This window comes from Rhizohabitans arisaemae (genome assembly GCF_025996515.1).
GTDB lineage: Bacteria > Actinomycetota > Actinomycetes > Streptosporangiales > Streptosporangiaceae > Rhizohabitans > Rhizohabitans arisaemae.
Genome location: NZ_BLRH01000029.1, coordinates 244,336 through 257,131, shown reverse-complemented (window position 1 = coordinate 257,131; position 12,796 = coordinate 244,336). Strand labels below are relative to the sequence as shown.

Here is a 12,796-nt window from a genome sequence, read left to right as displayed (position 1 = left end):
TCCGGGCCCGGATCGGCGGAAGTGGGTGACCTGTGGCGCGACGCACGACGAAGTCGGACGGTCCTCCGGAGCGCGCCAAACCAACCCTTCAGGGGGTCTCCCGCGCGCTCCGGGTGATGGAGTTGCTCGCCCGGCAGCCGATGCGGGCCTCCGAGGCCGCCGAGGCCCTCGGCATGTCCTGGGCGACGCTGCACCGGACCCTGTCCCAGCTGGAGGAGGACCAGTTCCTGGAGCGGGACGCGGGCGGGGTCTTCCGGATCGGCCGGCGGACCTGGCTGCTGGGCTCGACCTACCTGGTCGGGCATCGGCTGCTGGATCTGGCGATCCCGCTGCTCACCCGGGCCTCGCAGGACACCCCGTTCGCGGTGTTCCAGCTGGTCGAGCGGAGTGAGGGCATGGCGGTGGTGCTGTACTCGCACGAGGCGCAGTCCGGTGAGATCATCACCAGGACGACCTACGGCCATCACTTCCCGCTGCACACCGGGTCCAAGGGGCATGTGCTGCTGGCGTACGCCCCGCAGGAGTTCGTGGACCGGTATCTGGGCGGGCAGCTGGTCGGGCTGACCCCCGGAACGATCACCGAGCCGGAGCGGCTGCGCGAGGTGCTGGCAGCCGTGCGGAAGCAGGGCTTCGCCCGTACGGTCGGCGATGTGCAGACCTTCACGGGCTCGGTCTCGGCGCCGGTCTTCGACAGCTCCGGCGAGGTCGTGGCCGCGATCTGCGCGGTGGTGTCCCGGTCGCATCTGGACGGCGGCCAGCACGAATCGCTCGTGATCGAGGCGGTTCAGCGGCTCGCTCAGGCGCTCTCGCTCGGTATCGGCTGGCAGCCGATGCGCAATTTCCGGCCGCAGGGTTAGGCGTTGATTCAGGTCCCGATCAACCGGGGCCTGGCATCCGATATCCCGTGTGCAACAGGCGGCATCCGGCTGCCGGACTGATTCTCCGCCGGCTTCGGCATGTCCACGTTTCTCACGTGCACTGATCGCCTAATAGGGCACTTCAGAACTTAACTCTTGACATACACGACTTCCGGCCCAAGACTTCACATCACCGTCAGACGAACACCGTATCCGCTAGGCGAATATCGAGGGACTATGCACGCCACGCTCGCCACGCTGGAATTGCGAAAAGTTCAGAAGTCCTTCCCCAGCGTGCGCGCGCTCAAGGATGTCTCACTCGCCGCCTATCCCGGCCGGGTCCACGCGCTGCTGGGCGAGAACGGCGCCGGAAAGTCCACGCTCATCAAAGTCGCCTCCGGTGCGCTGCAGCCCGACGGCGGGGAGATCCTGCTGAACGGTGCGCCGGTCCGGCTGACCCCGCGTACGGCCAAGTCCGCGGGAATCCGGGTGCTGCACCAGGAACGTCAGATCGCGCTGACCCGTTCCGTGGCCGAGAACGTCCTCCTGGACCGCCCCACCCGGGGCAGGTTCGGCCTGGTCACCGCAGGCGGACTGGCCCGTGCGGCGGGTGAGCGGCTCGCCCGGGTGGGCGCCGACCTGGACCCGCACGCCCCCGCCTGGACCCTGACGGTGGCCCAGATGCAGCTGCTCGAACTGGCCCGCGCGGTCTCCGACGACGCCACCTGCATCATCATGGACGAGCCCACCGCGAGCCTGCACCGGGCCGAGATCGAGCGGCTCTTCACCGTGGTACGCCAGGTCCGGGACAGCGGCATCGCGGTCGTGTACATCAGCCACCACCTGGACGAGGTGATGGAGCTCGCCGACGACTACACCGTGCTGCGCGACGGCTCCGAGGTGGCCTCCGGCCTGGTGTCCGAGGTGACCACGGCCCGGCTGGTCAGCCATATGTTCGGCGACGAGGTCTCCCTCCGCCGCGAGGACGTGCACGAGGGCGGCACCCGCCCCGGCGACGTGGTGATCGAGCTGGACCGGGCGAGCTTCGGCGGGGCCGTGCGCTCGGTGAGCCTGGCCGCCCGGCGCGGGGAGGTCCTCGCCGTAACCGGCGCGGTCGGCTGCGGGAGCCGGGAGGTCGCCCACCTCATGTCGGGGGCGATCAAACCGACCTCCGGCACGGTACGGATCCTCGGCTCCGGGCGGGGCAGCCGCCGGGCCGCGGCGCGGGCCGGGGTGGGCTTCCTGCCCGCCGACCGCAAGCGGGAGGGGCTCCTGCTCGACCGCTCGATCGTGGACAACGCCCTGCTCGCCGAGAACGGCATCACCCGCAGGCCCCTGTTCCACCCGCTGTCGGCGACCCGCCGGGCCGCCGACGCCTGTCGGCGGCTGGCGGTCAAGCTCTCCGACGTCCGCTCCCCGATCCGGGGGCTGAGCGGCGGAAACCAGCAGAAGGTGATCCTGGCCCGCTGGCTGCGGGTCGGCAGCGAGGTGCTCATCCTCGACGAGCCGACGGCAGGCGTGGACATCCCGTCCAAGTCCGAGATCTACCGGCTCATCCGGCAGCACGCGGTCGAAGGCCGCGCGGTCGTCCTCTTCTCCACCGAGTACCAGGAGATCAGGTGTGTGGCCGACCGGGTCCTGGTGATGCGGGACGGGCGGATCGCCGGTGAGATCGAGGGCGAAAACGCCACCGAGCATCGAATCTTCGAGATGGAGTTGGGGGCCTGACATGCAGACGACCGAGATGGCGACGGCCCGGCCCCGGGTGGCCGCCCCCCGGCTGCTCACCCCGGCCATCCGTGAACACCTCTACGTCTACCTGCCGCTGGTGGTCATCCTGATCGGCCTGTCGGTGATCGCGGCCTCCAGCAACGCCGCGTTCCTGTCCGGCAGCAACATCGAGCGGATGCTGGTGGCCAGCTCGGTACTGGGCATCCTCGCGGTCGGCCAGACCTTCCTGCTGGTCGGCGGGCAGCTCGACCTCTCGGTGGGCAGTCTGGTCTCGCTGGGCAGTGTGATCACCGCGAAGCTGCTCGTCGGGAACGTTCCAGACATCGTCGCGGTCCTCGTCTCGGTCGCGGTCGGGGCGGGCGCCGGGATCGTCTGGGGGCTGCTCGTCTCCCTGCTCCGGGTACCGCCGTTCATCCTCACCCTCGGCGGGCTGGCGGTCTTCGCCTCGATCGCGCTGACCCTGGCCAAGAGCACCCCGATCGCGCTGCCCACCGGGCTGGAGTGGCTGCAGAGCGGGAGCCTGCTCGGGCTGCGCACGCCCACGCTGATCTGGCTGCTCTGCCTGGTCGCCGGTGGGGTGCTGCTGCACTTCACCCGGTTCGGCCGCAACGTCTACGCGCTCGGCGCCAACGAGGAGGCCGCCTTCCTCTCCGGGGTCGCCACCACCCGCACCAAGGTTCTGATCTTCCTGCTCAACGGGGCCCTCGCCGGACTCGCCGCCGTGATCATCACCGGCCGGGTCAGCGCGGGCGACCCGCGGGCCGGGGTGGGCCTGGAGCTGATGGTGATCGCCGCGATCGTGCTCGGCGGCGCCTCCCTGGCCGGCGGGCGCGGCTCGATGATCGGCAGCACGCTGGGCGTCCTCGTCCTCGGCGTCGTGGCCAGCGCGCTGACCTTCCTGAACGTACCGGACTCCTACGACCAGTTCGTCTTCGGCGGAATTCTGATCGTCGCGGTCTCGGTAACGGCGGCGGCCGAGTTCCGCCGCCGCCGCAAGGTCCGGCTCCGGGCCTGAGCCGTCCCCGGCAGAAACCCGTGCAGAAACATGGAGTCATCATGATTCGGAAAGACCCCCTCCCCGACTTCAACCGCCGCTCACTCCTGCGAGGCGCCGCCGCACTCGGCGGCCTCGGCCTACTCGCTCCCGTCCTCAGCGCCTGCGGCGCCGCCGCGGAACCCGCGGCGGGAGCGGGATCGGGCGCCGTCGGCGCCGGCAAGACCATCGGCGTCTCCCTCAACGGCCTGGTCGAGTACACCAAGTACGTCGCCCAGGGCATCGCCAAGGCGATGGAGGGCACCGGCTACCAGCTCAAGGTCGTCCAGGCCAACTTCGACGTGCAGACCGAGCTGAAGAACCTGGAGAGCCTGATCTCCCAGGGGGTCGCCGGGATGGTCGTACTGCCCAACACCGTGGACACCGTACTGGCCGGGGTGAAGCAGGCCAAGGCGGCGAACATCCCGACCGGGATCGCGCTCTGGGCCTCGCCGGGTCCGCTGGACGAGTACGTCCAAGGGGTCTCCTTCGTGGACTCCGTCGGCGGCGGCACCATGATCGGCGACTGGCTGAAGAAGAACGGCAAGCCGGGCAAGGTCATCGTCGTGCAGGGCGTGGTCGGTCAGGGGTTCTCCGAGCGGATCGACCAGGGGCTGGACGCCTCCCTGAAGGGCAGCGGCTTCGAGATCGTCGTACGGGAGCAGGGCTTCTTCGACCGGAGCAAGGCCGTCGGAGTGGTGGAGAACGCCCTCCAGGCCCACCCGGACGCCACCACCGTCGTCTCCTACGCCGCCGCGATGGGCAACGGTATCTCCGCGTACCTGAAGCAGAACAACATCACCGGCGTCACCCATGTGACCAGCGACGCCGACACCGAGATGCTGACCTGGCTCGGCACGCCGTACCTGGCCGCGACCCGCTACTACTCCGCCGCCGAGACCGGCACCCTCGCCGCCCAGGCGGTGCGCGCGGCGATCGAAGGGGGGACCCCGACGTTCAAGAACGCGGTGTTCCAAGACATGATGACCAGCAAGAACAAGGATGAGCTGATCGCCAAAGCACCGCTCAACCACCCTCAGTTCGAGAGTGTGCTGAACGGCCTGTGACGACTGCGACGACCATCCGACCCTGCGAGGTGTGACCGTGAAACCATCCAGTTTTCGATACGCGGTGCCGACCACGCTGCGTGCGGCGATCGACATCCGCGCCGCTTCCGAGGACTCGGTCGTCCTCGCCGGGGGTCAGAGCCTCATCCCGACCATGAACTTCCGGCTGGCCAACCCCGAGGTCGTCATCGACCTGCGCAAGCTCGACGAGCTGAACTACATCCGGGTGGGCGGCGGCATGGTGCGGATGGGGGCGATGACCCGGCAGCGGGTGGTTGAGGAGGACGCGGAGGCACTCGCCGCCAACCCGCTGATCCGGGAGACCCTCACCAATGTGGCGCACCCGGCGATCCGCAACCGCGGCACGATCGGCGGGAGCCTCGCCCACGCCGACCCGTCGGCGGAGCTACCCACGCTGCTCACCACGCTCCGCGGGACGCTCACCGCGCAGGGTCCGTCGGGCCGCCGCTCGATCCCGGCGACGGAGTTCTTCGAGTTCATCTTCACCACCGCGCTCGAACCCGACGAGCTGCTGGTCGAAGCGGCGGTGCCCGTCCTGGAACCGGGTGAGGGCTGGGCGTTCACCGAGTTCGCCCGGCGGCACGGCGACTACGCGGTGGCCGGGGTGGCCGCCACCCTGCTGGTCGGGCCGGACGGCCGGATCTCCCGAGCCCGGCTCGGCGCGTGCGGCATCGCCACGGTGCCGGCGCTGCTCACCGAATGCGAGGAGCTGTTGACCGGCAACGCGCCGGGCGACGAGCTGTTCGCCGCCGCCGGTCAGGTCGCGCGGGACGCGGTGACGGTCTCCGACGACAGCGCGACGACCAAGGCGTACCGGCGGCACGTGCTCGCCGGGCTGGTGGAGAGAACCCTGAAGACGGCGATGACGAGAGTGGGTGTTCCGCGATGAGCGAGGTGACCGTATTCGAGCCGGACGAGCCGGTCGTCGTCGAGGTCGAGGTGAACGGGGAGCCGGTCACGGCCGAGGTCCCGTCCCGGATGCTGCTGAGCGACTTCCTCCGCCAGCGGCTCGGGCTCACCGGCACCCACGTCGGCTGTGAGCACGGGGTCTGCGGCGCCTGTACGGTGCACATCGACGGACGTCCCGCCCGGTCCTGCCTGACCCTGGTGGCCCAGACGGACGGCCGGTCGGTCCGTACGGTCGAGGGGCTGGCCTGTGCCGACGGCACCCTGCACCCGGTCCAGCGGGCGTTCAAGGAGTGCCACGCCCTGCAGTGCGGGTTCTGCACGCCCGGGTTCATGATGGCGGTCGCCGGCCTGCTCGACGAGCGCGACGATCTCGCCACCGCCGACGACGAGACGATCCGTGAGGAAATTTCCGGAAATGTCTGTCGATGCACCGGCTATATGAACATCGTTTCCGCGGTCAAGCGCGCCGCGGAGCTCAGCAACGAGAGAGGGTGACGAGGCGATGTCCACCCGTCAGTTCGGCGCCCGCGTACAGCGCAACGAGGACCAGCGGCTCGTCACCGGCAAGGGCCGCTACGTCGACGACATCCCGCTGACCGGCGCCCTGCACGGCGCGTTCGTGCGGAGCAGCGTGGCGCACGCCCGGATCACCGGGGTCGACGTCTCCCGGGCGCTGGCGCTGCCCGGCGTCGTGAAGGTCTACACACACGCCGACCTCGGCGCGCTGGACGTGCAGATGCCGCTGCTCATCCCGCACCCGTGCATCACCCACGGCCGCACGCAGTATCCACTCGCCCGCGACGAGGTGTTCCACGTCGGCCAGGCGATCGCGTTCATCGTGGCCGAGGACCGGTACATCGCCGAGGACGCCGTCAGCCTGGTCGAGGTCGGCTACGAGATGCTCCCGGTGGAGGTCGACTTTGAGAAGGCGGCCGAGCCGGGCGCCCCGCTGGTGCACCATGACGTCCCCGGCAACATCGCCGCCCACCTCGTGCAGGAGAGCGGCGACGCGGACGCGGCCTTCGCGGCGGCCGACCACATCACCTCGATCAAGGTCCGGGTGGACCGGAGCACGGCCGCGCCGATGGAGTGCCTGGCCACGGCGGCGCGCTGGGACGAGGTCACCGGCGAACTGACCGTATGGGACGGCACCCAGGCGCCGATCGGCCTGCGCGGGGCGCTGGCCAGCCTGTTCGAGCTGGACGAGCACCGGGTCCGAGTGATCGCCCCCGATGTCGGCGGCGGTTTCGGGCCGAAGATCCATTTCCCGTACGCCAACGAGGTCCTGGTCCCGCTGGCGTCCATGGAGCTCAGGCGCCCGGTCAAGTGGATCGAGGACCGGTCGGAGAACTTCGTGCACATGACGCACGAGCGCGGCCAGATCCACGAGATCGAGCTCGCGGCCACCTCCGACGGCACGGTTCTCGGGCTGCGGAACAGGTTCCTGCACGACACCGGGGCCTTCATCCCGTACGGCATCGCGGTGGCGCAGGTCGCGGCCTGCCAGATCGCCGGGCCGTACCGCATCCCGAACGTCCGGGTGGAGTTCTCCTGCGTCTACACCCCCACGGTCCCGGTCACCCCGTACCGGGGCTGCGGCCGTCCCCAGGCCAACTTCGCCATCGAGCGGGCGATGGACCAGCTCGCCGAGGAGCTGGGGATCGACCGGTTCGAGCTGCGCCGCCGCAACTTCATCCAGCCGGAGGAGTTCCCGTACACCCGGCCGAACCTGATCTTCGCCGACGGCCTGGCGGTCACCCACGACTCCGGCGAGTACGAGAAGGCGCTAACCGCGCTGACGGACGCACTCGACCTGGCGGCGTTCGCCAAGGAGCAGCGGGAGGCCTGGGCGCAGGGCCGCTACCTGGGCCTGGGTGTCTCCTTCTATGTGGAGGGAACCGGCCTCGGCCCGTACGAAGGCGGGCATGTCCGGATCCACCCGATCACCGGGAAGATCTTCGTCAACACCGGCCTGACCACCCAGGGGCAGGGCCACGAGACGGTGTTCGCGCAGATCGTCGCCGACCAGCTCGGCGCCCGCGTCGAGGACATCATCGTCGTCGAGGGCGACACCGGGGTCTACGACTGGGGCGTGGCCACGTTCGCCAGCCGGGCGGCCGTGGTCAGCGGCAGCGCGATCCACAAGGCCGCGGTGCTCGCCCGCAAGCAGGTGATCAACGCCGCGGCGAACATGCTGGAGGCCGACCCGGACGACATCGAGCTGGCCGACGGCCGGGCCTTCGTGGTGGGTTCGGGGACCGCGGGGGTGACCCTCGCCGAGGTCGCCACGGCGAGCAACCCGCTCCGGTACGCCTTCAACAAGGCCGCGCAGAGCGCCACCCAGTTCGCCCCCGCGGCTCGCAGCGACGGCCCGTCGCTGGGCGAGGGCGCGCACCCGGGGATCGAGGCCACCGACTACTACTCTCCACCGCACGCCACCTGGGCGTACGGTGTGCACGGCGCGATCGTGGAGGTGGACCCCGCCACGTACGGCATCAAGATCCACCGATACGTCTGCGTGCACGACTGCGGCAATATGATCAATCCGATGATCGTGGAAGGGCAGATCGCCGGGGGCGTCGCGCAGGGCATGGGCGGGGCGTTCTACGAGAAGCTCGACTACGACGAGGACGGCACGCTGCGCAACGCCAGCTTCATGGACTTCCTCATCCCGTACGCGACCGAGATCCCGCACGTGGAGATGATCCACCAGGAGACCCCGTCGCCGCTCAACCCGCTCGGGATCAAGGGCGTCGGCGAGGCCGGAACCATCCCGGTGGCGCAGGTGATCGTGTCGGCGATCGAGGACGCGCTCAAGCCGCTGGACCTGCCCCCGTTCCGGATGACCCCGCTCAGCCCGTCGCTGATCCACAGCCATATCGCCGAGTCAGGGAACCGCGGATGACCCGCCGGAACGGCCGAGACCTGCCGGGGAAGTCCGCCGTCGAACTGGCGGCGCTGCTCCGGCACGGCGAGGTCTCGGCCGTCGAGGTGCTCGACGCCCACCTGACCCGGATCGCGGAACAGAACCCGGTCGTCAACGCGGTGTGCACGCTCAGCGAGGAGCGCGCCCGCGCCGAAGCCCGCCGGGCCGACGACCGGCGGGCCCGCGGCGAGTACCTCGGCGCGCTGCACGGCCTGCCCATCCTGCACAAAGACCTCACCGAGACCGCGGGGGTACGGACCACGTACGGCTCCGCCGCCTTCGCCGACAACATCCCCGCCGAGGACTCGGTGATCGTGGCGCGGGCCGCGAAGGCCGGGGCGGTGATGCTCGGCAAGACCAACACGCCCCAGTTCGGCACCGGCGGGCACACCCGGAACGCGCTGTTCGGCACCACGGTCAACCCGTACGACCCCGCCCGTTCCGCCGGCGGCTCCAGCGGCGGCTCCGCCGCGGCCCTCGCCACCGGAATGGCCCCCCTGGCCACCGGGAGCGACATGGGCGGATCCCTCCGCATCCCGGCGGCGTTCTGCAACGTCGTCGGGTTCCGGCCCTCGCCCGGGCTGGTGCCGCTGCTGCCGACCTCGATGGACTGGTTCCCCTACGTCGTCGTCGGGCCGATGGCCCGGAGCGTCAACGACCTGGCGCTGCTGCTCTCGGCGATCGCCGGGCCGGACGAGTCGGCCGCCATCTCCATCGAATCCGGCGGCGACCGGTTCGCCCCGCCGATCAACGGTGCGGTCTCCAAGCTCCGGGTGGCCTGGGCGCCGCGGATCGCCGGACTTCCGGTGGACGGCGACGTCCGGGCGGTCCTGGATCGGCTGGGCAAGGTCGTCGCCGGCCTGGGCTGCGAGACCGTGGCGGACGAGCCGGACCTCAGCGGCGCCGAGGAGGCGTTCCGTACCTGGCGGGCCTGGTACTACGCCACCAACTTCGCCACACTGCTCCGCGAGCGGCCCGAGGTCCTCGACGACGCCACCGCCGCCAACACCCGGGCCGGGCTCGCGCTGAGCGGTGCCGACCTCGGCCGGGCCGAGCTGCTCCGCACCACCCTGCGGCAGCGGATGACCGAGTTCTTCCGCCGGTACGACATCCTGGTGATGCCCTGCGTACCGGTCGCGCCCTTCCCCGCGGACTCCTGGTATCCGGCGACGGTGGACGGCGCACCGATGGACACCTACCTGGACTGGATGCGTCACCTCTACTACATCACCGCCACCGGCCTGCCCGCGTTGAGCCTGCCCGCCGGGTTCACCGAGGGCGGGCTGCCGGTGGGGGTGCAGATCGTCTCCGGGCCACGGCGTGACCTCGACGTGCTGCGGTTCGCCCGTGCCCTGGAGGAGGCGACCCGGTTCGCCGACCGGCGACCGGGCGGGACCACCGCGGGAGGAACCTCACCATGACCGGGCCGCTGCAGGACATCGTCGTCCTCGACCTCTCCCGGGCACTCGCCGGGCCGCACGCGGGCATGATGCTCGGCGACCTCGGCGCACGGGTGATCAAGGTGGAGCAGCCGGGCTCAGGGGACGACACCCGGAGCTGGGGCCCGCCCTTCGTCGGTCCCGACGACGCTCGCGAGTCGACGTACTTTCTCAGCTGCAACCGGAACAAGGAATCCATCACCCTGGACCTGAAGTCGGAGGACGGTCGCGAGACGCTCACCCGGCTGATCCGGCGCTCCGACGTCCTGGTGGAGAACTTCCGGACGGGGGTGCTGGACCGTCTCGGCTTCTCCATGGAGCGGCTGCAGGAGCTCAACCCCCGCCTGGTGATCCTCTCCATCACCGGGTTCGGCCACGACGGCCCCGAGGGCGGCCGTGCCGGGTACGACCAGATCGCCCAGGGCGAGGCGGGGCTGATGTCGCTCACCGGGTCGGGCGAACCCACCCGGGTCGGAGTCCCCATCGGCGACCTGCTCGCCGGGATGTACGGAGCGTACGGCGTCCTCGCGGCCCTGCACGAACGCGGCCGGACCGGCAAAGGCCGGGTGGTCCGGACCAGCCTGCTCGCGGCGATCGTCGGAGTGCACGCCTTCCAGGGCACCCGGCGGACCGTGGCCGGGGAAACCCCGGTCGGCACCGGCAACCACCACCCTTCCATCTGCCCGTACGGGCTGTTCCACTGCGCCGACGGCATGCTTCAGGTGGCCGTGGGCTCCGAGTCGCTCTGGCAGCGGTTCGCCAAGGAGTTCGGACTGCCCGTGGACGAGCCCGGCTACGCCACCAACGACGAGCGGGTACGCAACCACGAAGCGGTCAAAGCGGCGGTCGACGCCGCGTTCGCCGACCTCAAGCTCGAAGACCTGCTGGCCCGGCTCGCCGCGTGCGGCGTCCCCGCGGGCGAGGTACGCGACCTCGACCGGGTCTACTCCTGGGACCAGACCAAGTCCCAAGGTCTCCTCCTCCAGGTCGACCACCCGACCCTGGGCGACATCACCCTGCCCGGACCGCCGCTCCGCTTCGACGGCGGAGCCCGTACCGAACACCTCCCCCCACCCACGCTCGGCCAGCACAACACGTCGGTCCGCGCCTGGCTGGACGAGATCGAGGCGTCCGGGGAGCATCCATGACGACACGGCCGAACTCCGCCGAACTCATCGAACAGGTCCTGGACCCCGGCAGCTGGATGTCCTGGGACCGCCCGATCACCGACCGGGCCTCGGACGAGCGGTACCGCGCCGCCCTCGCCCGCGCCCGGGAGGTCAGCGGGCTGGACGAGGCCGTGATCACCGGAGAGGGGACCGTCCGGGGCCGCCGGGTGGCCGCCGTCATCGGGGACTTCCGGTTCATGGCCGGTTCCATCGGCGTCGCCACCGCCGAGCGGATCGTCGAGGCGGTGCACCGCGCCACCCGGGAAGGCCTGCCGTTGCTCGCCGCCCCCGTCTCCGGCGGCACCCGCATGCAGGAGGGCACCGTCGCCTTCGTGCAGATGATCACGATCACCGACGCCATCGCGGCGCATCGGGCCGCGCGGCTGCCGTACCTCGTCTATCTCCGCCACCCCACCACCGGCGGCGTCTTCGCCTCCTGGGGATCGCTCGGGCACATCACGGTCGCCGAACCCGGGGCGCTCATCGGCTTCCTCGGCCCCCGGGTGTACCAGGCGATCTACGGCAAGGAGTTCCCGCCCGGGGTACAGACCGCCGAAAACCTCTACGAACACGGCCTCATCGACGCCGTCCTGCCCGTCTCCCAGCTCGCCGAGATCGCCGACCGGGCGCTCAACGTGCTGTGCGCGCCCACCCACACGATTCCACCGTCGCCGCACCTCGCCGACGCGGAACCGCCGGACATCCCGGCCTGGGATTCGGTACGGCTGTCGCGGCAGGCCGAACGGCCCGGAGTCCGGGCGCTCCTGCGCCACGGCGCCACCGACGTGGTCCGGCTCAGCGGCACCCAGGAAGGCGAGACCGATGGAACGCTCCTGCTCGCGCTGGCCCGGTTCGGGGACGCGCCATGCGTCGTCCTCGGGCAGGACCGCTCCCGGGGACGCAAGGACGACCCGCTCGGACCCGGCGGCCTGCGCGCCGCCCGCCGGGGCATGCGGCTCGCCCAGGAACTCGGGCTGCCCCTGGTCACCATCATCGACACCGTCGGCGCCGCCCTCACCAAGGACGCCGAGGAAGGCGGGCTCGCCGGAGAGATCGCCCGGAGCCTGTACGACCTGGTCACCCTGGAGTCGCCCACCCTCTGCGTCCTCCTCGGCGAAGGCACCGGCGGCGGTGCCCTGGCGCTGCTCCCCGCCGACCGGATCGTCGCGGCCCAGCACGCCTGGCTGTCCCCGCTGCCGCCGGAAGGCGCGAGCGCCATCCTCCACCGGACCACGGACCACGCCCCCGAGCTCGCGGCGGCCCAGGGCATCCGCTCGCTCGACCTGTATCGCAACGGCATCGTCGACCGGATCGTGGCCGAGTCCCCGGAGCACCCCGAGGAGTTCCTGCGCCGCCTCGGCAAAGTGATCACCGCGGAGCTGCTCGGGCTCATCCCGATCCCCGCGCCGGTCCGGCTGGCCGAACGCCGCCGCAGGTTCCGCGGCCTCGGCCGTACCCACCCTGCGGGGAGCCGGCGATGACGTCGCCGCTCGTGGTCACCGTCCGAACGCCCTCCCATGTCACAGGGTTCCTGCTCACCTGAGGACGCGAACGATCTCGACGCCGGGACCGGCGGCCCGTCGGTGTCCCGCGGGCCTGGCCTCGTGCGGGTACCAGCAGGGAGACCGCACACACCGATCACCG

The 12,796-nt window shown here is 70.9% G+C and carries 10 protein-coding genes; all 10 read left to right on the top strand.

Annotated features, from left to right (window positions below; translation table 11 throughout):
- Positions 1 to 32: 32 nt before the first annotated feature.
- The 10 genes from RUR_RS12715 to RUR_RS12670 all read left to right on the top strand — a co-directional run bounded on the left by RUR_RS12715 (position 33) and on the right by RUR_RS12670 (position 12,633).
- Positions 33 to 857 carry an IclR family transcriptional regulator gene (locus RUR_RS12715; protein WP_283135208.1) on the top strand — a complete coding sequence of 275 codons (825 nt, stop codon included), beginning with the start codon at positions 33 to 35 and terminating at the stop codon, positions 855 to 857.
- 237 nt (positions 858 to 1,094) lie between these two features.
- Positions 1,095 to 2,585 (top strand): sugar ABC transporter ATP-binding protein, encoded by a 1,491-nt coding sequence (locus tag RUR_RS12710; RefSeq protein WP_283135207.1) that lies wholly within the window; start codon positions 1,095 to 1,097, stop codon positions 2,583 to 2,585.
- Between the two features lies 1 nt (position 2,586).
- A complete protein-coding gene (locus tag RUR_RS12705; protein WP_283135206.1) occupies positions 2,587 to 3,603 on the top strand; it encodes an ABC transporter permease in 1,017 nt (338 codons plus the stop codon).
- A gap of 41 nt (positions 3,604 to 3,644) precedes the next feature.
- The gene (locus RUR_RS12700; RefSeq protein ID WP_283135205.1) at positions 3,645 to 4,688 is read left to right on the top strand and encodes a sugar ABC transporter substrate-binding protein; all 1,044 of its coding nucleotides are present in this window, start codon (positions 3,645 to 3,647) and stop codon (positions 4,686 to 4,688) included.
- 37 nt (positions 4,689 to 4,725) lie between these two features.
- Positions 4,726 to 5,598, top strand: coding sequence for an FAD binding domain-containing protein (locus tag RUR_RS12695; protein ID WP_283135204.1), 873 nt, complete (start codon positions 4,726 to 4,728; stop codon positions 5,596 to 5,598).
- Entirely contained in the window at positions 5,595 to 6,113 is a 519-nt protein-coding gene (locus RUR_RS12690; RefSeq protein WP_283135203.1) for a (2Fe-2S)-binding protein, read from the top strand. Before RUR_RS12695 ends, RUR_RS12690 begins: the two co-directional genes overlap by 4 nt.
- A 7-nt stretch (positions 6,114 to 6,120) precedes the next feature.
- Positions 6,121 to 8,523, top strand: a complete 2,403-nt coding sequence (gene cutA, locus RUR_RS12685; protein ID WP_283135202.1) for an aerobic carbon-monoxide dehydrogenase large subunit — start codon at positions 6,121 to 6,123, stop codon at positions 8,521 to 8,523.
- Complete coding sequence (locus RUR_RS12680) at positions 8,520 to 9,965, top strand: amidase (RefSeq protein WP_283135201.1); 1,446 nt, start codon at positions 8,520 to 8,522, stop codon at positions 9,963 to 9,965. Before cutA ends, RUR_RS12680 begins: the two co-directional genes overlap by 4 nt.
- Positions 9,962 to 11,131 (top strand): CaiB/BaiF CoA transferase family protein, encoded by a 1,170-nt coding sequence (locus RUR_RS12675; protein WP_283135200.1) that lies wholly within the window; start codon positions 9,962 to 9,964, stop codon positions 11,129 to 11,131. The genes RUR_RS12680 and RUR_RS12675 overlap by 4 nt, the downstream gene beginning before the upstream one ends.
- Positions 11,128 to 12,633: a carboxyl transferase domain-containing protein gene (locus RUR_RS12670; protein WP_283135199.1), complete on the top strand. Its 1,506-nt coding sequence runs from the start codon at positions 11,128 to 11,130 to the stop codon at positions 12,631 to 12,633. The genes RUR_RS12675 and RUR_RS12670 overlap by 4 nt, the downstream gene beginning before the upstream one ends.
- The last annotated feature ends 163 nt before the right edge of the window (positions 12,634 to 12,796 follow it).

Excerpts from the sequence above, each read along its gene's own strand:
- RUR_RS12710 (WP_283135207.1), top strand. The coding sequence starts at position 1,095 with ATGCACGCCACGCTCGCCACGCTGGAATTGCGAAAAGTTCAGAAGTCC.
- RUR_RS12705 (WP_283135206.1), top strand. The coding sequence starts at position 2,587 with ATGCAGACGACCGAGATGGCGACGGCCCGGCCCCGGGTGGCCGCCCCC.
- RUR_RS12700 (WP_283135205.1), top strand. The coding sequence starts at position 3,645 with ATGATTCGGAAAGACCCCCTCCCCGACTTCAACCGCCGCTCACTCCTG.
- RUR_RS12690 (WP_283135203.1), top strand. The coding sequence starts at position 5,595 with ATGAGCGAGGTGACCGTATTCGAGCCGGACGAGCCGGTCGTCGTCGAG.
- cutA (WP_283135202.1), top strand. The coding sequence starts at position 6,121 with ATGTCCACCCGTCAGTTCGGCGCCCGCGTACAGCGCAACGAGGACCAG.
- RUR_RS12680 (WP_283135201.1), top strand. The coding sequence starts at position 8,520 with ATGACCCGCCGGAACGGCCGAGACCTGCCGGGGAAGTCCGCCGTCGAA.
- RUR_RS12675 (WP_283135200.1), top strand. The coding sequence starts at position 9,962 with ATGACCGGGCCGCTGCAGGACATCGTCGTCCTCGACCTCTCCCGGGCA.
- RUR_RS12670 (WP_283135199.1), top strand. The coding sequence starts at position 11,128 with ATGACGACACGGCCGAACTCCGCCGAACTCATCGAACAGGTCCTGGAC.